The following is a 23,984-nucleotide window of genomic DNA, read 5'->3' as shown; positions in this document are numbered from 1 at the left end:
CTCATGCCTGCCCGATAACCAACGCCGCGTTAGCGCCGCCGAAGCCGAAGCTCAGATTCAAGATGTTCTGTAACCGGGCCGGGCGGTGCCCTTCGCTGACGTAGTCCAGATCGCACTCCGGATCGGCATTTTTCAGGTGACAGGTGGCGGGCATCAGCTGATGCTGCAACGCTTGCAGGCAGATGATTGATTCAAAGCTGCCTGCCGCCGCAATCAGATGCCCGGAGTAGGACTTGGTGCTGGAAAGCGGCGTGCTGTAGGCCGCCTCGCCAAAGGCCAGCTTGATCGCCTGGGTTTCATTCAGATCGTTGAGAGGCGTAGAGGTGCCGTGCGCATTGATATAGTCGATCTCCTCCGCCGTCACCCCGGCCTGGCGCAAGGCATGCTGGATGGTTTTCACCCGGGCAAGCTTGTCTTCCGCGGGGGCGGTAAAGTCGAAGGCATCGGAGTAGTTACCGTAGCCTTTGATTTCTCCCAGGATTCTTGCCCCGCGAGCCAATGCGGCTTCACGTTCCTCCAGGCATACCACGGCGGCACCTTCGGATAGCACAAAGCCGTTGCGATCGAGGCTGAACGGGCAGCAGGCCTTGCTGATATCCTCCTGCTCACTCGTCAAAGCACGCAGCACATCGATATTCCAGACGGCAGTGTCGCTGCTTAACGACTCACCGGCCCCGGCCAGCATCATCGAGGCACGGCCACTGCGGATCACCTCAAACGCATCGCCAATGGCGATCGTCCCGGTGGCGCAGGCCGCAACCGGGGTATTCTGATAGCCACGCAGCCCCCAGAACAGGCTACAGGCGGCCGTCGCGACATTCGGCATGGACAGGAAACAGCCAAAGGGTGAACCCAGTCCTGCACGCAAAAAGTCCTCATGATTGTTTTGTATTTCATCCTGGCCCGCCCAGCCGCTGCCGATGATGGTGCCGCACTCCAGCAGATCGTAATAGGCCGCCGGGCTCTCCCCGTGGAAAGCCATCTCCATCGCTTCGCGGGCCGCCCCCAAGGCTAACCGGGCAAAGCGTGGCAAACGGCGGCGGATCGCCGCAGGCACCCCTTTCAAGTCAGGTTCGTCGTCGATCACCCCGAAGAAACGCGACTGGATCCCCACGGCAGATTTATCGTAATAGCGGTAGCCTAGTTGATAATCCATCATCGTCGCCCAGCTTTGCTCGGCATTCATTCCCAATGGCGTGACCGCACCAAAACCCGTAACCACCACGCGACGTGGCAAAGCCTCTCTATTCATGATCTCATCCTGTTATATCACCGTCTTGTTCTACACCGCCGCCCAACGCCAGCCACAGCTTCATGGTGGCGTTGAGGTAGTTGTACTGCAGATCTGACAAATCGCTTTCAAGGGTCAATAACGCATCCTCGGCATCCAGCAAGGTCTGGAGGGAGGCCGCACCGGCCTGATACTGACTGTTGGCCAGCGCCAAACGCTGCTGACCAAGTCGCAGGTTGCGTTGCTGATTGATTTTTTGCTGTTGATAGCTGAGGCGTTGCGACATGGCGTTGTCCACGTCGGCCAACGCGTTGTAGACCTTGCTGCGGAAAGCGATCGCCGCCTGCTTAACATCAAGGTTGGAATCTTCAATTTTCAGTTGCACGGTATTCCAGTTCAGGAAGGGTAGTGCAACACTGCTCCCCAAGGTTCTGGTTGGGTGGTTGAACCACTGTTGGAATAGGTCATTGCTAGTACCAAGTACGGCAGTTAGTGAAAGTGTGGGGTAGAAGCTCAAACGTTCTACATCCGACCCAGCCAATTTGGCACGTAGAGTCTTTTCTGCCCCCTGTACATCCGGACGGCGAGCAATGACCTCAACTGGCAAGGTGTTCGCTACCGGTACATTCTGATTGATATCCAGAGAGGTACGCTCTGCCTGGCGATCGGTGGGTGAACGGTTAAACAGGATCGCCAACGCATTACGGTTCTCTTCCCGCTGCTGTTGCAGCGTGCGGTAGGTGTTTTCACGATTGATCAGCGGCTGTTGTGCCTGTAGCAGATCAAGCTGGCCGACTGCACCAGCGTTGTAACGGGATTGCACCAGTGCCAACGTCTGTTTGCTGATTTCCAGACCCGCCTGCTGTTGCTTGATTTTCTGATTAAGCTTGGCGATCTGCCAATAATACTGCGCCGTATTGCCGATCAGTGTCAGCGCGGTGTTTTGCCGATCCTGCTCCGTGGCCTCAGCCTGCCACCGAGCCTGTTCCCTGGTTCGTGCCAACTTTCCCCACAAGTCCAGCTCATAACTCAGAGATAGAGTGCTGCTGTAGTTCTCTGTGGAACTAGCCCCCTGACGTAGAGCCTTGCTATTAGTGACCCCACCGCTTGCCGACGTAACGGTTGGGTTCAGGTTAGTATCGGCCAGCCCGGCAGCCAGCCGCGCCTGCTGAAGCTTCAACCCGGCAATGGCCAGATCGTTGTTGCTGGTCAGCACCCGCCCAATCAGCACGGAGAGCTGCGGATCGTCGAAGTTATCCCACCAATGCTCGGTGTGTTGCAGAAAATCGCTTCCCGTCTGCGGCATCCGCCACTCGGCAGGTACTGACAGCATTGGCCGCTGATAGTCGCTTTTCGTCAAGGAGCCACAACCGCTCAGCAGCAGGGGCAACAGTAGTAGAGGAAGTTTGCTCTTCATCATTCGCGCGCCAACGCCTCCGTTGGATGCAGACGCGCCGCGTTGCGCGCCGGGAAAAAACCAAAACCCAGGCCGATCAACGCCGAGAACCCACAGGCCAGCACCAGCGGAGGCCAGGTAAAAATCATGGTGAACTCCTGTGTCACCAGGGAGAAGATCACCCCGGCAAGCCCAGAACCCATAATGCCAATCAACCCGCCCAGCGAGCAGATCACCATCGCCTCAATCAGGAACTGGCGCATGATGTCCGCTGGCCGCGCACCGACCGAAAGGCGTATGCCGATCTCATGGGTACGTTCGGTAACCGAAACCAGCATGATGTTCATCACGCCAACCCCGCCCACCAGCAGTGAAATCCCGGCAATGGCGGTGATCAGCAGCGTCATCGAATCCGAGGCTTTACGGATGGCCTTGGTCATCTGATCATTGGTCTGGGTGAAAAAGTCGCGCCGGCCATGCGCCTGTTCCAACAGCCGTTCGACGCGCCCCTGCGCTTCGATAAGCGAGGTCCCTTCGTGCACACGCAGCATAATCGACTCGATCGGCATATCGCCGGACATGCGCTCCAGCACCGCGGTATAAGGCATCCAGGCGCCCAACATCATGCCGCTGTATTTGCCGCCTTTAGGTTCGGCAACGCCGATCACCCGGTAAGGGGTACCCGCAAGCTGGACGATCCCACCCTCGGCCACTTCATCCGGCTCAAACAGCGTGTCGCGTAATTGCGGATCGATAATCACCACCGGCTCACGCTCATCCAAATCGCGCCGGGTAAAGCCGTTGCCGGAAAGGAAATTCAGGCCCTGCACACGAAAATAGGCGTTGCTGATACCGGAAATCGAAGCCATCGCCTCTTTGCCACCGCGCACCGCGGCCACGGTTTTACTGACCACCGGCGACACGCTGTCGACATAAGGCTGGTGCTCCAGCAGCTCAACGTCAGCAACCGTCAGCGAGCGGGCGAGGTCCGGACGCGGTTTATCCCACCCCAGCCCAGGGCGAACATCTAAGGTACTGCTACCCAACTGGCTAATTTCATTAAGTATATTTTGACGTGCGCCCTCACCAACGGCCATTGACGACACCACGGAAGAGACGCCGATAATGATGCCCAACATCGACAAAAAGGCCCTTGCCCGGTGCCCCAGCAACGCACGCCAGGCCATCTTGACCGCCTCTTGCACGCTCGGCCAGAACGGGTTACGCCCGGTAGCCGCGGCAACCGGCAGCGCAGGTTTGGTTTCCTGTAGGGCTACCGCCTCATTACGCTGGTCGGCCACGATCTCGCCGTCGCTGATTTCGATGATGCGCTGCGCCTGATTGGCCACGTCCCGATCGTGGGTGACGATAATGATGGTATGCCCCGAACGGTGCAGCGAGTGCAGGATCCCCATCAGTTCCTGACCACTGGCGCGATCGAGCGCACCGGTCGGCTCATCGGCCAGAATGATTTCCGCCCCGTTCATCAACGCCCGAGCAATACTGACACGCTGCTGTTGCCCACCGGAGAGTTGCGCCGGTTTGTAATCCATTCGGTGCTGCAATCCAAGCCGGGTGAGCAAGTATTCGGCCCGCGTCTGGCGCTCTGCCGCAGGCATTGCGGTATACAGGGCGGGAATGGCGACGTTTTCGGCAGCGCTCAGGTAGGGCATCAGGTGATAACGCTGGAAAATAAACCCGATGTACTGGCTGCGTAACTGGACCAACTGCTCGCTGCTGGCAAGCTGGGTGGATATGCCCTTGATCTGCATCTCCCCCTGCGTGGGCTTATCCAGGCAGCCGATGATGTTCATCAACGTGGATTTCCCCGATCCAGACGCGCCAACGATCGCCACCATCTCGCCACGCTGAATGGAGAGAGAGATATTTTTCAGCACCGCCACGGTCTGCAACCCGGAAACAAAATGGCGGGAAATGCCGCTCAGTACGATCAAGGGAGTGGATGACTTAACCATTGCTAGCACTCCCGACGGCATGCTGCGCCAATACTACGCGGTCACCCTCTTTCAGCCCCTCTTTCACTTCGGCAAACTGGCGGTCGTTCAGGCCGATACGGATCCAGCGTGTTTCAAGCTGCTTGCCGTTCATCACCTGTACCTGATAACGATCTTTACCCTGCTGTTCACCGAAGGCGGCCACCGGCACGCGCAGGGCATTCTTCACCTGTTCGGTGATAATAAAGACCTGAGCGGTCATCGAGGTGCGCAACAGACGTTTGCTGTTGGCAATGGCAAACACACCGCTGTAATAGACCGCCGAAGCCTGCTGATTGGCAGAGCCTGACGAGTTACCTTCCTGCAAGGCTTCGTTCGGGGCTTCCTGGATCGAGCCCATCACACTTTCGTAACGCTGTTTGGGATCGGCAACAACGTAGAACCACAGCGGTTGCCCGACTCGCACCTTCAGGATATCGGTCTCCGAAATACGGGTGTGTACCGTCATGGTGTCGACATCTGCCAGCACCAGAATGGTCGGCACGGTTTGTGACGACACAATGGTCTGCCCTTCCTTGGTGACGATCCCCAACACTTCGCCGTCGATCGGCGCGACGATGCGGGTAAAGCCCAGATTGGCTTTCGCGGTTTGCTGCTCCATCTGCGCCTGGACGATCTGCGCATCGTTGACCTTCAACTGGGCAAGCTGGATTTGGAACTGCGCCTGCGCCTTCTCCAGATCGCTTTTCACGCCTGAACCATCACGATCCAGCTTCATCTGACGCTGCAATTCCTGCTGATACTGTTTGAGCGTTGCCTGGGTGACCTGTTTCTGCGCCTGAGCGCTTTGCAAGGCCGCCTGCGATTTACGCAACTCATTCTGTTGCAAGGTCGGATCGATTTCCGCCAGCAGTTGCCCTCGGGTGACGCGATCGCCCTGCTTCACATACAGCTTTTGCAATTGTCCGTTAACCTGCGCACCGACACTGACCTGCAGCGCCGGTTTGAGGATGCCGGTGGCCAACACGGTTTTCTCGATATCGCCACGGGCGATCTCTTCGATGTCATAGGTATTATTGTGCGTAGGCCCAACAATGAACCAGGCGATCGTGCCGATCAACACCACCTGACACAGCAAGGCAATCGGCACCAGCCTGCGTTTATCCATGCCAAACATGTTCAACTTCATTAACTCACCGCCGTGGTTAACGCCGTTGACGCTGCAAGCTCCGTAGCAACGCTCACTACATGGCCGTTGCTCACGCAGTACACCCAATCAAACATCGGCAATACGCTTTCGCTGTGCGTCACGGTGATCAGCGTTTTATGCTGCTCGCGACAATGCGTCAGCAAGGTGGTCATCACCTGGTGCGCCGTTTCCTCATCCAGGTTGGCCGTAGGCTCATCGAGCACCAGCACCGGACGATCGCTGTACATAGCCCGCGCCAGCAGCAGACGTTGGCGCTGCCCCAGCGAAAGCCCTGTATGGCTTTCACGGATCAGGGCATTCAAGCCCCCCGGCAGTTTTTCTATCACCGAGCTCAGATTCAACCCTGCAAGGGAGCGCTCGATCTGCCGATGTTTGCGCTCATCAAACCCCTCATCAAACAGGGTGATATTTTGCAGCACCGAGGCATTGAACAAGATGTCCTCCTGGCTTTGCAGGAAGAACAACGCGTGTACCTGCGGATAATCGAGCGGTTGGCCATCAACAATCACCTGCCCCTGCTGGGGTGTCATCAGGCCGGTCATCACCTTCAGCAAGGTGCTTTTTCCCGCCCCCGACTCCCCCACAATGGCAATGCTTTGCCCCGGTTTGAGCGACAGGGAAAGGTCGTGCAATACCGGCTGCTGGGCGTCATAGGCAAAAGCGATATTTTTATAACGTAACTGCGAAGTGAATTTAGGGATCGGTGCAGGTACCGCATCCTCCGCCCTATCCTGTTCAGGCCGTGATGGGAACAAGTCCTTGGCGCGGGTATCGATCACGTGCAGCTGATTCTTTTGCAAGACGGAGTAGAAAATCCTGGTGATATAAGAGGTGAAGATTTCACGCACAAAACTGTAGGCAAAGAACTCACCCAGCGTGATAGTGCCGTTTTTCAGCAACGGCAGCGCCAGCAACATAAAGAACACCATCTCCAGGCTGCCTATCAACTGATAGAGGCTGCTTTTGACCTGCTCGTACATCTTCTGCTGCTGGCGACAGGTAAACAGCGACAGAGCAAACTTGGCGAACATCCCTTTGCGCTGGCTGTCCAATCCGGCGGACTTGATGGTGGAGAACCCTTGAATACTCTCCAGGATAAAGTCGCTCTGCTCGGCGGCTTTTACCTGCAACTGCTGGGTGTAAAAACGGTCACGATAGATGGCCCAAACGCTGACCAACCCCATCAGGGTGACCCCCACACCAGACACCATGGCCAGCAGCGGGCTCATGTAGCACATCACCGCCAGTGCGATAGCGCCGATGATCCAATCGGTACGCAGGCCGTTATCCAGCTCGATTTTAGTCCCCGAGGCCATCTGCCAGTTGGAAAAACGGCTGAAGACTTCGCCCGGCGCGCGTTTATCAAAGAAGTTCAGCGAATTGCTGAGCAGGCGCGAGAATCCCGCCACGCTGTTGATCACCACAAAGCGTTTGATAAAGCGCTCGGTGATCCAACGCACGCCGAAGGCCAGCGTGGTCGACACGACGAATGCCAGCAGGAAGTAGAAGTATGGGAAGTCGGTTTCCCCTGCGCTGGAAAAAACCTGATTGATGGCGCTGCTGACCATCGTCGGCATAATAAACAGCGTTAAAGAGATCAGAAACGCCAGTATCATCAGCCGGTAAATACCGGGGATACGCGCGGTTTCTTTCAGGCTCATGGTGTCGGACGCGCTGAAGCCTTTACTGCGCTGAACATTGGCCAGCGCCTGAGGGTCAGGCTGAGCTTCACTGTCCAGCACCAACGCATAACCGCTGATTTCCATTTTTAACGCATCCATCGGCAACAGTTGCTGTCCAATGCCCGGGTTCATCACGCAAACGTGATTACCTTTACGGTAGGCCAACACCACATAATGGCTCGCCCCGTAATGTAAAATGGCGGGCAGCGGTATTTCCGCCAGTTCATCGTGCTCAAAGGCAACGGGATAGGCGGGCATCGCCAGTTCGGTCATAATGTCGCACAGCGTGGCCAGCGAGGTGCCATGCTGCGAGGCGGGATAGCGCTCACGCAAGCTTTCCAATGGCGCACTGATGCCCTGCGTTTGCGCCATCATGGCGATGCAGGCCAGCCCACATTCATTCGTTTCGCCTTGAAACACCAGCGCCGGGATTATCTTTTCCATGATCTGACTTCTTCAATTTCCAGGTTATTCATTGATAAAAAATAACGAATGTGAGTGCCATAACAGCCAATCTTCAGGATGCCTGACGATCGACGTTTCAATCAGTTCCGGCAGTTTGGCTTTCAGATTGCAGGCCGGTATCGGCGGATAGATGTGGATTTTTATTCCGTGGTCGTAATACAGGTGATAAGAGACCACCTGCGCAGACAAGGCTCTGGCGATACGAATAACGCCGCTGTGCAGGTTGGCCGGGCGATCAAACAGGCGGCAACTGAGCTTTGCCGTTTGCGCCGCATTGGTATTGACGGTGTAATCCGGCGAGATATCGGGGAAAATCATGATATTGCGTTGATGATCGGCCGCCGCCATAATCGCGCTAGTCAAATTGCCAGCAATCGCCCGGTTATCATCATGGATCGAGCAGTAAGACAGGTGGATCCCCGCTTGCTGTCGCGTTGTTTCCTGATAGGCCTCCGCACTGGCAGAAACCACCACCGTTGCCTGCCCCGGAAACACCCCGGCCCCTACCATGCCAGCCAACACGTCAGAGACCATATGCAGCGGTGCAAGCACCACCGGTTGCCCTGCTCGGTGCAAGGGCTCGACAACTGCGTTGAGCTGAACCTGACATTGCTCCAGCTGGGCCAGGAGGTGAGCGTTACCGGCATGGGCAGCGGCCAGCTCCAGCAAACGACGACGCTGGCTGATCTTGGCAAAATCCACCTTGCGGCCATCGTCAATCAGGCATTGCTTATTGGCTGCGGCCACAAAGGCACGCCTGCGATCCCCCCGGTTATTCAACCGCAACCAGCGGCCAAGCACCGCCAGCCCAAGAAACCAACGATAATCGCCATGCCGCAGCAACCAGCAAACGGTCTTGTGCTGTGCTCTGCGCAACGGTAAACAACTCCGCGCGATTTTTGCGAGGGCCTCTCTCCATGCCAGGTAAACCCACACGGCAAAGAAACGCATTATTGCTCCAGCGGTTTATCATGCTGCAGCAGCGACAGCAGGTGATCGGCAAATTCCGGGAAATCGCGATCCTGCAGTGCCAGCCATTTCTTGCTGACGATAAAGGTTGGGGTCGCGTTGATTTTGTAGTGATCGGACACAATGGTCATATAGCTCAGCAACTCAGCGACCTGCGGAGTTTGACTGGCAGCGTGATAAGCCGCGAGATCGATACCATTCTTCGCCAACCAGCTATCACGGTTTTGGGGGTTACTCAGATCGATTTTTTGTTTGATAACGGCGTTATAGGCACTTTCACGATGCAGCGGTTCAATACCCATCACCGTCAGGGTGGCAAATAATGGGGCGAAACTTGCCAGGCCATTGCTCTGCGCATTATTGAGATGCAGACGGATCATTTTTGTCCCTGCTGGCATACGCGTTTCCAGCTTGGCAATATTCTCTTCGTTTATGGCACAGTAATGGCAGCCGTAAGAGAATATTTCGACGATGGTATTACCCTCTTTGATCGGGCTATTGTTTATCTCCTCATTGCTGACGGCAACCAGAGCTTGCTGTTCGATGCCCTGATTCAAGACAAAATAGTGGAAATAGGCCGTCGTGATCAACGAGGAAATAATCATGATCGCCAAGGTGTAAATGAGAAACAGCAGGTTTTTTTTGAACATAAACCATACCTCCTAAAAAAGGCATACCAGTGAGATCTTATAACGGAGGGATAGCCATTTTTATTTAGCACGTAGCGCCGTTGGCGAGCCAACAGCCATCACATCCCTGTCCATCAATAAGCGCCATTTTCAAACAGGCCGACGCGAAAATCCTATCGCATCAGCCCAAACTCATATCCTGAAACTCAGGCAGAGCTTACGGCCGGCCAGCCGGGCAGTTGGCTGGATCAACAGAGGAGCTAGACTGGCTAACAATTCGACCATTCTTATCCAGGCAAGTTCTGACCAGATAGCAAGCACCACCAGTGCCACCAACATATTCCACAGCACAGACTCTTTTACATTTACCGCCAACAATTGTACCAGCTTCGAGGGTATTAATTTTTTTCACAACATCGTCCTTTTTATAAAAGCGAAACAAAAATAGCCCTAGTAACGCCTATCATCAGTGATAGGGCAATTCTACGCTTGATATAAAGGCATAACTAAACATGCCTTTATTAAAGCGCAGAGTTAAACTGAATTGCTTCGCTCCTTCAAAAGAGCACCAACCCAAGGATAGCCCGACACTTAAAGCAGATCAATAATAATTTCAGTGATGATTGACATCTTTCAATTAGATCCAGGCCTTGTTCACACAGGATATTTCCAATTAAAAGCCAAGACCACACCCAATAAAAAACATACCACTAGATATACCGTGATAAACAGCAACAATTAATAAAGGACAATTCCTTGAGTGTGAAAATAGAACTACATCCAGAACGAAAGATATTACAGAAAAGCTAAAGGGGATTAACCGAGGGAGAAAGGAGAACAACTTGCAATGTAGATAACACGAGCCAACAGGCGTAGCAAAGCCCGGTACACGAATGTACCGGGCTAAACATACAGACCAGCTTAGAACTGGTAAACGATACCGACCGAGGTCACGTTATCGGTGTTGAGACCCGCCTTGCTGGTAAAGTCGTTTTCGTCCAGCAGGTTGATTTTGTGATCTACATAGGTAGACATGTTTTTATTGAAGGCATAGGTGGCCCCAAGATCAACATACTTCACCAGGTTCTGGCTACCAAAGCCCTGAATATCTTTGGCATTAGACTGTATGTAGGCCACGGACGGACGCAGGCCGAAGTCGAACTGGTACTGTGCCACCAGCTCAATATTCTGAGCCTTGTCGGCAAAGCCATAAGCCTGACTATTGCGGTTGCCAAAACGGTTAGCGTTATAAGACTGGGTAAACATGGCCGCCAGGTAGACATTATTGGCATCGTATTTCAGACCGGTGCTATACGCCTGAGCCTTATCGCCATGACCCAGAATAGCCGAGTTGTTGCGGCCGTTCTGGTCTGCCGTACGATCGGCACTGAAGAACGCACCGGCTGCGCTGATGCCATAACCCAGATCGTAACTGACGGACATGCCGTAGCCGTTACCGTTCTGCGCCAACACGTCGCGGTAGTTGTTGGATTCGGAGGCGCTGCCGTTGGTGCCTTGGTATTGCAGGGCGAAATTCAGGCCTTCAACCATGCCAAAGAAGTCGCTGTTACGGTAAGTCAGCAAACCGTTGCCACGTTGGAACAGGAAGTTATCGGCACCGTAAGTATCCCCACCAAACTCTGGCAGCACGTCGGTCCATGCACCGATGTCATACATCACACCGTAGTTACGGCCATAATCCAGTGAACCATAATTGGCGAATTTCAAACCGGCAAACCCTACACGGGTAAAGCTGTTGTTGGCTTCGCTTTCGGCCTGGTTCAGGTTAACCTGGTATTCCCACATGCCGAAGCCGGTCAGGCTGTCGTTGATTTGGGTTTCACCACGCAGGCCCAGACGCATATAAGACTGATCGCCATCTACCGAGTCGTTGCTGGAGAAGTAGCGCTGGCCGTCAATCTTGCCGAACAGATCCAGCTTGTTGCCGTCCTTGTTGTAGATTTCAGCAGCGCCCGCGGTGCCTGCAACCAGCAAAGCCGGAACCAACAGTGAAAGTACGCGAATTTTCATAATAGCTCTCTATCTAAAGTTTATATAAAAGTGATTATCGAAATACGGTAAATGTGATGAGAACTGAAGCCATAATTAGCATGACGACGTTCATTCCTTACCTGTTCCTTTCTGGTGGAGGAAAGTATATTGAGTAAATTCTCATTGCAATAGTTAAATTCAAATAAATTCAAAATATGTCCGAATATTACACCGCCATAATATTTACCTCTAAATACTTAACATTTAAATTAACAATTAAAAATATAAACCCCGCAATTTAATCGTATCAGTTATATTCCAGTGATCAAATGAAACAAAATGCATCACAAATAATAACACCAACACCACATTTACCCATTTGAAATGTAGGTAAAACGAAACAAATTGTTTGTAAAATTGAATTAAATTGATAAATAAATGCTAAAAACAACGTTAGCAAAGAAATCATTAACACCTCCCCAGTGATTAAACCCAAACACAAATTAAAAAATAATCAATATTATCAATGAAATAAATAACCAACGTCATTTCATTAAGATCTTTAGCGTCCACACACCTCTAATCATCACACAATTTGTTGTTTTTTTGCGCCAAATCATAACCACAGAATGGTTGTGGATTACAAACCCATAACAGGTGTAAATAACAATTAATCGCAAATGTAATACCAAAACCGCCATCACGGGGTATTTATCACCCAATAGGATTATTTGCATAACATCTAAAAAAGAAGATTCCTAAACAAAACCTAAATAAGATTTCGATTTTCAAAAAAAATAGCCAACAGCATAATGCGAAAAATGATTCAGATCATAACCAAGAATCATCTCAATCCGTACCATCATCGGCATCCTCCCACCGTGGGTACTCATTATCTTAGTCGGAAAATCATTAGCATTGATGGATTAGCCATAGCCCAAAAGCGGGCCAACGGCAATAAATGAAGATAATTTACTCACGTTGGCAAACGGCATACTAAGCTTGAAGAGTCTACGAGTGGTTGAAACTGAAGGAAACAATATGGGTGGCGCACCTCCGCTAGCGGGCAAGGGGAATAGCGCCGGGAGTGCGTGAAATCCCAAATGGTTGTGTCCTACGGTCACAGTAGCAAGATTAAGTTCCGCAGCAGCGTGAACTGAGGCCGGAGCTGGCCTAAACGAGCGGTAAGACGTGATGCATATGGTCAACGAGTTAACTCATCGCTCCCCTAAAATCCGATCCTAAGAGATTGCATCGTGAATATAAAACTGGTTGCCGTTGTGCTTTGCACACTTTTTCTTACCGCCTGCGACAGAGAGACGCCTAAAGAACTCGAAAGCGTCCGTCCGGTGAATATCTTTGAAGTTAGCAACAGTGCCCAGCAAGGAGTGCGCATCTTCCCTGCCAGAATTATCGCGGGTGACCGTACCGAACTGGCCTTCAAGCGCCCAGGACAGCTACAGCAACTGCTGGTACGTGAAGGGGAACGTGTCAGCAAGGGGCAGGTGATTGCCGAACTGAACAGTAATGACGCACGCCTGCGGCTACGTGATCGGCAGGCCACGTTCGATCTGGCTCAGGCTCAATTCAACCGTTTTGCCACCCTGAGTGCCCGCAATGTTATTCCTCGTGCCGAACTTGATGTTCATCGCGCAGCGCGTGACTCTGCCCAGGCCGCCTTGAAGTTGGCCAGGGAAGAAGTGAGCGATATGCAAATCCGCGCTCCCTTTACTGGTGTGATTGCCACGCTCACTGCCCGCAACCATCAGGTGATCCCCGCAGGCCAGCCGATAGCGACCTTGAACTCGCTGGATTCGCTGGATGTGATATTCAGCATCCCCGAAAATCTGTTCATTGTGATTGATGAAAACAATGCACAGTACCAACCTATTGTTCAGTTGAATAACTTGCCGGGCCGCGAGTTTACCGCCCGCTATAAAGAACACACCACCAATACCACCGCGGGCTCATTGACCTATCAAATGACACTGACCATGCCGCGCCCACAAGATCTGCCACTGCTCTCGGGAATGAGCGGCAGTGTGAAAATCAACCTCGGTAATCTCGCCGGGGCTACGCAGACAACCAGCGTTATTGTTCCCGTCGAGGCGGTATTTAACCCGGATAACAGCCCACGCAATCAGCCCCACGTGTGGGTGATCAAAGAACGTGATGGCAAACTGTTTGTGGAATCTCGTCAGGTTGAAACCGGGCAACTGACCGCTAACGGAATACAGATCGTCTCCGGTCTGGCCGATGGTGAACGGATTGTCGCCGCTGGCACCCGTGAACTGCGCCCCAATCAGGAAGTGCGCGCCTGGGTCCGTGAGCGAGGTCTGTAATGAAACTGACAGAGAACTTTATCAACAACGGCACCCGGATCTGGCTGGCTATCCTGCTGCTAGGTATTGGCGGCGTGCTGGCGTTTCTCAACATCGGCAGGCTGGAGGATCCGGCCTTTACCATCAAGACTGCGGTGGTGGTCACCCGCTATGACGGCGCTTCGGCCCAGCAGGTGGAGGAAGAAGTCACCCTGCCGCTGGAGAATGCCATTCAGCAGCTGCCCTATATCGACAACGTGACCTCCATCTCCAGCGTGGGGCTGTCGCAGATCACCATTAATATCCGTGCCGAATACGGTGCCGCCGAACTGCCGCAAATCTGGGATGTGTTGCGCAGGCGCATTGGCGATGCCGCGATACGGTTACCGCCCGGTGCCAGCCCACCGATAGTGAACGATGATTTTGGCGACGTATACGGCTTCTTCTTCTCGCTGTATGGCGACGGCTTTAGCAATCAGGAGCTACGCAACTTTGCCGAGCTGTTACGCCGTGAGTTAGTGGTAGTGCCAGGCGTGGGCAAGGTGGGGATTGTCGGGGTGATCCCGGAAGAAGTACAGATTGAGATTTCCCGCGCCCAGATGACCGCCGCCAATATTATCCCGCAGCGGCTTTACGATCTGTTGAGCCGGCAGAACGTGGTGTCCAACGCCGGGGATCTGTTGGTGGGCAGCGAGTCGATCAGGCTGCATCCCACCGGGGAATTTGCCAGCGTGCAAGAATTGGGTAACCTGCTGATTAGCGAGCCGGGTAGCCCGCGCAGCGTTTACCTGCGCGATATCGCCACTATCAGCCAGGGCGTAACCCACTCCCCCAATAATATCTACCGTGCCAACGGGCGGCCTGCGCTCTCCATCGGCGTATCCTTTGCCCCGAATGTGAACGTGATTGTGGTGGGCGAAGCGGTCAAGGCCCGGTTGGCCCAACTGCAAGCCGAACGCCCCGCCGGGATGGATATCAGCGTTTTCTACGATCAGTCCCATGAAGTAGAAGGCGCGGTGAACGGCTTTATCATGAACTTCTTGCTGGCGCTGCTGATCGTGGTCGGCACCCTGCTGATCTTTATGGGGGTGCGCAGCGGGCTGGTGATCGCCGCCTCGCTGGCGCTGAACGTGCTTGGCACCCTGCTGATCATGAAGCTGTTCAACATTGAGCTGCAGCGCGTTTCGCTCGGGGCGTTGGTGATCGCCTTAAGTATGTTGGTGGATAACGCCATTGTGATCGTCGAGGGCGTGCTGGTTGGGCGGCAACAGGGTGAGAAAACCCTGCAGGCCATTAATAACGTGGTCAAACGCACCATGTTCCCGCTACTGGGGGCGACGGTGATTGCCATTCTGGCGTTTGCACCGATCGGCTTATCCAACGATGCCACCGGGGAATACTGTAAGTCACTGTTCCAGGTGCTGCTGATCTCCCTGATGCTGAGCTGGTTCACCGCCTTGACCCTGACGCCGGTATTCACCAAATGGGCGTTTGAAAAACAGAAAATGGCCGAGCCAAAACCCGATGAGCCGGTCAAATCGCCTTATGATGGTTGGCTGTTCCGCGTCTATCGCAATCTGTTGGGCAAACTGCTGCGCCAGCGCACCATTACGCTGGGGGTGCTGGCCGCGTTGATGGTCGCCTCGGTGATCGGCTTTGGCAACGTGCGCCAAAGCTTCTTCCCACCGTCCAATACGCCGATCTTCTTCGTCGATCTCTGGCTGCCCTACGGCACCGATATCGCCTACACCGAAAAGATAGCTGCCGAGATCGAGCAGCATATCCAGGCGCAAGAAGGCGTCAGCGATACCATGGTCACCATCGGCCAGGGTGCGATGCGCTTTATGCTCACCTACAACGCACAGCGGCAATATTCCAACTATGCACAGATCATGGTGCGAGCCAAACAGCTCAACCAGATCCCCGGTATGATCGGCCAAATAGAGGGCTACGTTCGCAACAATTTCCCTCAGGTGAACGCCCAGGCCAAGCGCATCATGTTCGGGCCTTCGAATAATAGTTCCATCGAAGCGCGCTTTATCGGCCCGGATCCGAACGTGCTGCGCACGCTGGCGGCCAAGGCAGAAACCATCGCCAGCGCCGACCCCAATGCCGACGGCGTCATGCACGACTGGCAACAGCGCAGCAAGGTCATTCGCCCGCAGTTCTCGGATTATCTTGGCCGTGAATTAGGGGTGGATAAACGCGAAATCGACAGTGCGCTGCGCATGAGTTTTGGCGGGATCGCCGTTGGCCTATATCGTGATGGCACGCGGTTAATGCCGATTGTGTTAAGAACGCCGGACTCGGAGCGTCTGAATGCGGAACGGCTGAACGACGTGATGATCTGGAGCCAGGCACGGCAGGCGTTTATTCCTATCGACAACGTGGTCAACGGCTTTACTACCGAATGGGAAGATCCGCTGATCATGCGCCGGGATCGCAAACGCACCCTGACGGTTCAGGCCGATCCTAGCTCCCAGAGCGGTGAAACCTCTGCCGAACTGTTGCAACGCATCAAACCGGATATTGATGCCATCCCATTACCGCGCGGCTATGAACTGAATTGGGGCGGCGACTATGAAAGTACCAAGGAAGCCCAGGCAGGGTTGTTCACCAGCCTGCCGGTGGCCTTTGTGATCATGTTCATCATCACCGTGCTGATGTTCAGCTCGCTGAAAAATGCCGTCGCCATCTGGCTGACCATTCCACTGGCCTTGATTGGGGTAACCGTGGGCTTCCTGCTAACCGGTATTCCGTTTGGCTTTATGGCGCTGATTGGCCTGTTGAGTTTAAGCGGCATGTTGATCCGTAACGGCATTGTGCTGGTAGAGGAGATCGGGTTACAGCGGCAGGAAAAACCGATCCTGGAGGCCATCATCGACGCCTCTACCTCACGCTTGCGCCCTATCCTGCTGACGGCCTTTACCACCGTACTCGGTCTGGCCCCACTGCTTAGCGATGCCTTCTTCCAAAGCATGGCTGTGGTGATCATGTTCGGCCTGGGCTTTGCTACCGTGCTGACGCTGTTGGTGCTGCCGGTGATCTACAGCTGTATGAACTCTGATAAACAAAAGGTCACACCGCAAACCGAGGCTTGAGACTTAAGTAAGGGCACCGCATACGCCCGGTTGAATATTTGTCTTCAATCGGGCTATTGCAAAATGCGGCATTGGTTTACTGTGTAGCCAGTTCAAAACCAAACACGGAGAAGTGCAAAGTGATTAAAGAAACAATCTTGGGATGTTCGCTGCTGTTGGTCTCTGCCACTGCGTTGGCCGGTGGTTGTGACAGCCCACGCACCCCTTATGACGTGACCTACTGTGCGGCATTGGAGATGGTGCAACTGGATCAAGAGATCAATGTGCAATACAAAAAGGTGATGGGGTTGCTGACTCAACCACAAAAGCAGACGCTGAAGCAGTCACAGATCGAATGGCTTAAAAATCGGGACAGCCAATGTAGCGACGACTCCATGATCAATGTCGCCTGCTCAAACAAGACCATGCAAAGCCGTATCGATTTTCTGAAAAGCGTAGAGCGGGAATGTAAAAGTACCGGCTGTGACAGCAAAAAACTGGCTCAACAGCAGTAATAGCATCGGGGCGCCTATGCTGCGCCCCGACTAAAAAATCACTATTTGGTTAACGCGATAATACCCAATGTCAGGCCAGCGACCGCTGCCGCCCCGCCTGCAATCGCCCCGGCGGTTTCCCAGTTATCCTGGGTGGTGCCTTTCATACAGGTATTGGTATGAACCAGACGGCCTTGGTCGTCATAGACCGGTACGCAAGGCGACTCGGTAGCACACCCGGACAGTAAAACGGCCAGCAGGCCCGCTGCAATAAACTTACTCATACTCACACCTCGGCGTTCAACAGCCAAAAAAACATCACAATGAATGAAAATCGCGCCACTGTAGCACCGATGCCTATCGCGATGGATCCGGAATAGTCGCAAAATGTGTGGGGGTGAAACAATTAAATTCGGGCCTGTAATAGCAGAGTGGCTCATGGTTTCTCGCGCTGTCTTCAATGGATGACGGCACAGCATGAAAAAAAAGAGTAGATGAGGGAGTTCAGCATTTCCCCCTTCACACCACTAGCGCTGTTGATATTTTCTGATGGCAGGCTTGAGCAAACCGCCAAACACATTAACCAGCAAGCCCACGATGATCACCAATGCACCGATCATTTGTTGCAATGATAACCTTTCGCCTAATAGCCATGCAGCAGAAACAATACCGATAACCGGCACCAGCAGCGTTAACGGCGCAACGCGCCAGGTTTCGTAACGGCTCAGCAGGTTACCCCAGATGCCATAACCCATAATGGTGGCAACAAACGCCAGATAGATCAGCGCCAGAATGGTTTCACCTTGAATATGCAGCAGGCTGTCAATCAACTGGGTTTTACCCTCAAACAACCATGAGCATATGAAGAACAGCACCACCGGTACGGGCGTACTCCACACCACCAGTGACATGATCGGCACATTGCGATCGCGCATGATCACCTTATTAGTGATATTCCCCAGCCCCCAAGATAATGCAGCTGCCAGTGTCAACATCATGGTGGTCAACGTGATACCCGCCGTCGTTTGCCCAGCCATGCCCGCGCTAGCCAGCATAAACATGCCAACGGTGGCAATCATAATCCCGGCAATATGGTTCCACTTCAGCTTTTCGGCCAGCAGCAGCGCGCCGAGCAAAATGGTAAAGAAAACCTGAGCCTGCAACACCAGTGATGCCAAGCCCGCAGGCATGCCAAGCTTGATTGCGGTAAACAGGAACGCGAATTGCCCGAAGCTGATGGTAATGCCGTATGCCAACATCCAGCGCAACGGAATCTTGGGCGGTTTGACAAACAGTATGGCCGGGAACATTACCAGCGCAAAACGCAGGCCTGCGAGTAGAAACGGTGGCATGCCATACAGACCAACTTTGATGACCACAAAGTTCAGCCCCCAGGCCACCACCACAAACAGCGCCAACAACTTATCCTTTACTGACATCATGCATTCCTTCTGCTGGCGTACGATAAATTATCTCATAAGATGACTGACCTCCGCCAGGATTGCAGTTTCTACTAGAGCAACTGAATTTACTGGATGAGGAAATTTATGGCTTGCGGGTAATTTTTCGCCTCATACCAGCAATCACAGCTTCGGTGTATTGGATAGTTCCCTCCACCTGAGCGTAGCGTCATAGTCTTCCAGTGATACCAAACCACCATAGGGGATGAGACGTGCGGAAGTGCGTTGCGTACCATAAACTCGTTCTGCCTGCTCCCACAGCCTTGTTAGTATCACCAGAAACTTCAGCGTATCGTCTATTCCCCCCTGGAAGAATAACCGGAGCACATACTGATCTCTCATCAGAATCTGCAATCTTTCCAGATCGTCATCAAATATGCCACTCCCCATTGAATATCCGGGTGACGTGCAACAAGCGATGCCTGCACCTGGCGCACATTGGCAAGAGAACGAATACATTTTTACGTCTGAAGGTTTAGATCTGTTGGGTATTAGTGGGTTGATTAACTGGCTACAGAGCATACCTCGCCCGGTCATGCGCGATCTCAGGGTGGGTTATCTCTATTAGGAGACTCAAAGAGGACTTCTGCTTTCACAGAAGCCCTCTTTTACTCAAATCACCTGTGTTTACGGCGTCACTTTCCCAACCTCAGAGCCGTCCAGCGCCGCCTTCACTATGCGGAAAACATCGGTATTGTCGATAAACTCGCCGTCGTTTAGACCCACGTATTTGGCATAGCCTGGGTCAGTGCCGCGCACACGTGAAGCGAAGGCTGCTGCACCTGGGCCTTTCGCCCACAGAGGAACCAGCGCGTTAGAGTGGTTACCTGTTGGACGGAAGGTGATACCCGGCATTTGGCCTTTGCCTTTATTGCTCACCGCTTCAAACGCTATTTTCTGCGCATCCGGCCCCATCGGCATACCGTTATCGTGGTCGGTGGTAACAATCAGCAGCGTCTCCTCCCAACTGCTGTGCTTCTCGACCCATTCGATAACGGACGTCACAGCGTTGTTGAAATCGGCCGTTTCTTCAATCAGGCGGCCATATTCCACACTCACACAATTGGGGGTGTAAGAATTACCCCAGTCACCTTTACCGGTACAGGCATTGCTGGTATGGGCCGACCAATCGGTGGCTCCCCCCTCAATCATCACAAAGAAGCCGTTAGCATTTTTGCTCAGGTGTTGGATCGCACCATCGGTCATGGTTTTCAGGGTCGGGACCGTACGAATAAAGGCGTCACCGGAAGGCGTTGCCACATCTTTGCCAACGATCGTCGCCTGGCGGCCCTGCTGCAGGGTGCCGTTCGGTGCCACATTTGGAGAACCGAATAGCGGACCGTCATAGCTCAGAGAGCCACTTGCCAGCTGTGTAAACTCTTCCGTGCTGCGAATAACTTTCCAGGGTTGGTTGGCACCTGCCGGAGTTAGCTTGCCAGAGATCATAGCTTCCGCCTCCGTTTTTGCCAGGTAGCGGTAAGAGTCATCACCACAGCCTGCGGTAGACTCATCTTTAGCCAGTCTGCCGCACTCGGTCCCGTTAACATTATAGCCAGGAAGCCCCATCCCCATAATCAGATCCAATTTACCGGATGTCAGCATTTGGTGAGAGATTGCATGGTAGTCGTTGCGAGATGCGTTCTGCGCACCGAATGCGGCCGGTGTTGCATGGGAGAACGGTACGCTGGTTACGACACCAGTCGCCTTCCCCTGGGCTTTGGCGACCAACGTAACAAAGTTTACCGGTTTACCGCTGTTGTCTACGTTAATGGAGTTGTTATAGGTCTTGGTGCCGGATGCTAGCGCGGTACCGGCGGCAGCGCTGTCTGTCGGGTCAGTAGCCAGATATACGTAACCGTTGAACGGCAGATCTTTATCCGCGTTTGGGCTACTATCCCAAGCTTTCTGTGGATCGTAATTGACTAACGAGCTGGCATTGTGGGTCGCCTTTTTCGATGTGTTCAGCGGATAGGTCGTCATTGCATACTTTATCGGAAACCCGGCGTATGGCGTCTGTTCACGGCTACCGTATTGCCAATAAGCTGTTGCGTCCCAGGCTCCCCAACCCGCCCCATCGTTAATCATCACAATCACGTTTTTGGCTTTTACCTCAGCAGCAGTTGCCATAGAGGAAGCAGCCGCAACCATACTGACAACAGATAAAATACACATAGCCAAGTGCCGTTTACGCAACAGAATAGAAGCGTTGAGCGCGGTGCTGTGACGTGTCATATAAACTCTCCTTTGGTTAAAAATTCCATTACCTATTTTCAAATAATTTCAATTTGTTGGACTATACTTTGTATAGTATTGTGGTTTTCCATGACAGATTAATGACGATAGGCGATAAAAAAGCTATATCGCATTTGCATAGACAAGTCAGCATAAGCTGCGCTGAAGATGATCAACAATAATGTTAACGAACTGACGATTACTTATGTTCTTATCCATCAGCATCGCAAATAACATCATGATCTAGCTAATTATCATGCGTCACCACAAGCACAGAATGATTGACTGATTCATTTTCTTTCCGTTGGCAATATAATTATCCTTCAAAAAGCGTGAGGATACGTTTCTATGACTCAACCAACGGGAGAAATAATAGAGATCCCCCATACTTTTCATGCCTAGCTTTCTTATTATAGAGCGTTTATACCCTGCTAATGTTTTACATGATATACCCAAAAGACTGGCGATCTCACCAGATGAACAATGACTCCTCAACATCGATAACACATCCATCTCTCTGGCAGTAACGCAGAAAAAATCAAGATTTGCGTTGTTCATTTTAAATGACAAACATGATGAACAGGCCTTATCTATTATGGTCTCAAATAACCGCATGCCAATGCGCCGAGAGATAAGAACAAGTTGTCTATCACCAGAGCGCGAGTTAAGCATAAAATGGGTGTATTTTCCCCACAGAAAAATGACACAGTCCTTTCTCAAACCACTTATTATTTCATTCAATCCATTACATGAAATATTATCTGCATTTAAAAATGCCAGCGTCACATTACTATCGTTGTAACATCTTGCATAGTTAATCCCGCCACGATCTGACATCATTTGATCCAGAAAAGAAACGACCCCCTTATGAAATAGAGGTTCGCATTCAAAAATGAACACCGTCATTTGTTTTTTCATAACACCCTCATGTTATCAACTACAAGGCTAGTCAAGTCCTAAAAGAGATCACCATTAAAAAATATTTCACCCTCTTTCTCAAACTTCGTCTTTTCTTTCGGGGAGAGCAGGCGACCAGTTTATATCTTTTCCTTCTATCGACTTCAAATGCGATTGAAACGTAAAGAATAAACAACACAAAGATTACTATGGTCATATTCAACAACTCCTTTTGCATCAATACAGACACATTAAAGCAATTAATTACTAAAGCCATACATAGTAACATCTTGTTATTACTTAAAATATAAAACAAGCATGTGAAATAGAGTTATGTATCGTATTATATAAATAGGTGGTGTAAAATACCTCTACAAAATTATAGGCATTGAAATTAAGATATATATTCCGAAGACTAAAAAAACCATTATTCACCCCACCTATATAATATATTTATTTCATTTAACCATTTGATGTTTTATAGGTGCACTGCGGAACAAACCCAATAACACTAATTATTCCTCGAGAAAAACCATAGCAGAGAAAGTGTTTTTAACGTGGGATTATGTGGCTTCTAATGGTCAGATTATGATATCAACATCAGGAAGGGGATAATAGCCATAGCCTATGACTAAGCGGACGGGTTGGCGCTAATTTGTTATCCAGTAACGTGACAACTTTTGAGTGGTATTATTAATGGTGTAAAAAACCGGACCTTTCATCAAGTTCCGGTTCTCTTGGGAGAGGATGTAAATCACTTAAACGTCGCATTCAACTCAATTGCTGCTGTCGCTCTGCCTGTTTTGCTGTTAGGCACCGGGCAAAACGTCCAGACCAAGGGCTGCGTGAAGTTTTTCACACTTTCGCTTTTCGTTATTCCGCCTAGTTTATATTGGTTGAGATAGTTCAGACTCAGTGAGGAGGGCCTGTCAATGCACCCCGCTTCTTCATTGGCACGCTCGCCGATAAAGCCACGAACAGTACCCACCGTTTCGCCTCCAATCTGAACGCCAATTGTGGTATCCGTTGGCGAGACACTACCGCCAACCGGCCGTGCCAGTAAACTCACTTCCAAGGCTTCAGGCATAGAACCTTGTGCACAAGCCACCGATACCTCACCAGCAACAGTGCGGGGGGTTTTTGAACTGTTTGCTACAGTACCAAAATCGATGGTCTGAGGCGTATTGACCGTGCATTTTAACGTAGTTACCCGCACATTAAAATTATCCGGGAGTATCTGGTTAAAGCTCCCTCGTCCCATTGTAAGTATATACATTGCAGGAACCCTAGAGCTTGTATTCGTTTGTTTGCCATCTGCATAAATCACCCAATGCCCTTGGGAGCTATAACTTATGCGGGAAGACAGATCAAAAACTTTCTCTATAGTATTATTCACGAAAGAAGAATCTTTGGCATATGCAGTTGCACACCACACTAAACGTCCCTTAGGGGATGCATATTCTTTGTTATTATCATGTGGCATATTCCAATAAAAGCCATTGGTGTCCGTCCGCCAGTTAGCAATCTGCGTTTTACCGTAATAATCTTTATATGTCGTTGCACCACCACCGACAGGAACAAGTATCATATGATCAGAAAGACGGAGCCCCATAACACCATTTATAGTAATAAAGTTATTAGTCATTGCGGTCGATTCACAATCACCGTATCCACTCCCATAAGCATTTCTTGATATAGCTACCAATGCATCCGTTTGTCCTATGTAACGTGATCCATCGGATTCGGATGTGGAATATTTAACCTCTCGAGAACCCGATGCCGACCAGGGCAATCCCTCCCACACTATACCGGCCTCACCGCCGATGATAACATCTTCGGCGCCAGCCATGCTGGTCACCCCGCTTAATACCATCACCGTTGACTGAAGGATTAGTTTTATCTTTTTCATTATTCTGCCCTGATAATAATAAGGTTGCATCCGCGCTTGTTGAGCTTGCCCTGTCTCTGTCT

The 23,984-nt window shown here is 51.8% G+C and carries 17 protein-coding genes; 3 read left to right on the top strand and 14 right to left on the bottom strand.

The features are described from left to right. Window position 1 precedes the first annotated feature (1 nt). The 9 genes from ACX9GU_RS05135 to ompC all read right to left on the bottom strand — a co-directional run bounded on the left by ACX9GU_RS05135 (window position 2) and on the right by ompC (window position 11,568). Window positions 2-1,252 carry a beta-ketoacyl-[acyl-carrier-protein] synthase family protein gene (locus tag ACX9GU_RS05135; RefSeq protein ID WP_473194051.1) on the bottom strand — a complete coding sequence of 417 codons (1,251 nt, stop codon included), beginning with the start codon at window positions 1,250-1,252 and terminating at the stop codon, window positions 2-4. A gap of 4 nt (window positions 1,253-1,256) precedes the next feature. Further along, a complete protein-coding gene (locus ACX9GU_RS05130; protein ID WP_473195116.1) occupies window positions 1,257-2,564 on the bottom strand; it encodes an efflux transporter outer membrane subunit in 1,308 nt (435 codons plus the stop codon). Window positions 2,565-2,647: 83 nt separating this feature from the next. Beyond that, the gene (locus ACX9GU_RS05125) at window positions 2,648-4,603 is read right to left on the bottom strand and encodes an ABC transporter permease (protein ID WP_473194050.1); all 1,956 of its coding nucleotides are present in this window, start codon (window positions 4,601-4,603) and stop codon (window positions 2,648-2,650) included. Continuing rightward, window positions 4,596-5,771 (bottom strand): efflux RND transporter periplasmic adaptor subunit, encoded by a 1,176-nt coding sequence (locus tag ACX9GU_RS05120; protein WP_473194049.1) that lies wholly within the window; start codon window positions 5,769-5,771, stop codon window positions 4,596-4,598. Before ACX9GU_RS05120 ends, ACX9GU_RS05125 begins: the two co-directional genes overlap by 8 nt. Next, on the bottom strand, window positions 5,771-7,918 hold the full coding sequence (locus ACX9GU_RS05115) for a peptidase domain-containing ABC transporter (protein WP_473194048.1): 2,148 nt from the start codon (window positions 7,916-7,918) through the stop codon (window positions 5,771-5,773). Before ACX9GU_RS05115 ends, ACX9GU_RS05120 begins: the two co-directional genes overlap by 1 nt. Window positions 7,919-7,942: 24 nt before the next feature. Beyond that, the gene (locus tag ACX9GU_RS05110) at window positions 7,943-8,890 is read right to left on the bottom strand and encodes a lysophospholipid acyltransferase family protein (protein ID WP_473194047.1); all 948 of its coding nucleotides are present in this window, start codon (window positions 8,888-8,890) and stop codon (window positions 7,943-7,945) included. Next, on the bottom strand, window positions 8,890-9,558 hold the full coding sequence (locus ACX9GU_RS05105) for a DsbA family protein (RefSeq protein WP_473194046.1): 669 nt from the start codon (window positions 9,556-9,558) through the stop codon (window positions 8,890-8,892). The genes ACX9GU_RS05110 and ACX9GU_RS05105 overlap by 1 nt, the downstream gene beginning before the upstream one ends. A gap of 196 nt (window positions 9,559-9,754) precedes the next feature. Next, complete coding sequence (locus ACX9GU_RS05100) at window positions 9,755-9,949, bottom strand: DUF4762 family protein (protein WP_473194045.1); 195 nt, start codon at window positions 9,947-9,949, stop codon at window positions 9,755-9,757. Window positions 9,950-10,458: 509 nt separating this feature from the next. Beyond that, window positions 10,459-11,568 (bottom strand): porin OmpC, encoded by a 1,110-nt coding sequence (ompC, locus tag ACX9GU_RS05095; RefSeq protein ID WP_473194044.1) that lies wholly within the window; start codon window positions 11,566-11,568, stop codon window positions 10,459-10,461. 1,217 nt (window positions 11,569-12,785) lie between these two features. Here ompC and ACX9GU_RS05090 point away from each other — a divergent pair. The 3 genes from ACX9GU_RS05090 to ACX9GU_RS05080 all read left to right on the top strand — a co-directional run bounded on the left by ACX9GU_RS05090 (window position 12,786) and on the right by ACX9GU_RS05080 (window position 17,445). Next, window positions 12,786-13,871, top strand: coding sequence for an efflux RND transporter periplasmic adaptor subunit (locus tag ACX9GU_RS05090; protein WP_473194043.1), 1,086 nt, complete (start codon window positions 12,786-12,788; stop codon window positions 13,869-13,871). Then, complete coding sequence (locus ACX9GU_RS05085; RefSeq protein ID WP_071681881.1) at window positions 13,871-16,951, top strand: efflux RND transporter permease subunit; 3,081 nt, start codon at window positions 13,871-13,873, stop codon at window positions 16,949-16,951. The genes ACX9GU_RS05090 and ACX9GU_RS05085 overlap by 1 nt, the downstream gene beginning before the upstream one ends. A 119-nt stretch (window positions 16,952-17,070) precedes the next feature. After that, a complete protein-coding gene (locus ACX9GU_RS05080) occupies window positions 17,071-17,445 on the top strand; it encodes a lysozyme inhibitor LprI family protein (RefSeq protein WP_024484999.1) in 375 nt (124 codons plus the stop codon). A gap of 41 nt (window positions 17,446-17,486) precedes the next feature. Here the strand turns inward: ACX9GU_RS05080 and ACX9GU_RS05075 are convergent, their stop codons facing one another. From ACX9GU_RS05075 to ACX9GU_RS05055, 5 genes are all read right to left on the bottom strand, one after another. Continuing rightward, the gene (locus tag ACX9GU_RS05075; RefSeq protein WP_021179822.1) at window positions 17,487-17,708 is read right to left on the bottom strand and encodes a hypothetical protein; all 222 of its coding nucleotides are present in this window, start codon (window positions 17,706-17,708) and stop codon (window positions 17,487-17,489) included. 243 nt (window positions 17,709-17,951) lie between these two features. Then, window positions 17,952-18,863 (bottom strand): EamA family transporter, encoded by a 912-nt coding sequence (locus ACX9GU_RS05070; protein ID WP_473195115.1) that lies wholly within the window; start codon window positions 18,861-18,863, stop codon window positions 17,952-17,954. Window positions 18,864-19,511: 648 nt separating this feature from the next. Further along, window positions 19,512-21,116, bottom strand: coding sequence for an alkaline phosphatase (locus tag ACX9GU_RS05065; RefSeq protein ID WP_473194042.1), 1,605 nt, complete (start codon window positions 21,114-21,116; stop codon window positions 19,512-19,514). 261 nt (window positions 21,117-21,377) lie between these two features. After that, entirely contained in the window at window positions 21,378-22,034 is a 657-nt protein-coding gene (locus ACX9GU_RS05060; RefSeq protein WP_473194041.1) for a helix-turn-helix transcriptional regulator, read from the bottom strand. A 733-nt stretch (window positions 22,035-22,767) separates the two neighbouring features. After that, entirely contained in the window at window positions 22,768-23,922 is a 1,155-nt protein-coding gene (locus tag ACX9GU_RS05055) for a hypothetical protein (RefSeq protein WP_473194040.1), read from the bottom strand. Window positions 23,923-23,984 lie beyond the last annotated feature (62 nt).

The sequence above is a fragment of the Serratia sp. K1WW1 genome, assembly GCF_055790865.1.
The sequence above is the reverse complement of the archived record's forward strand: the minus strand, read 5'-3'. Positions and strand labels throughout refer to the sequence as shown.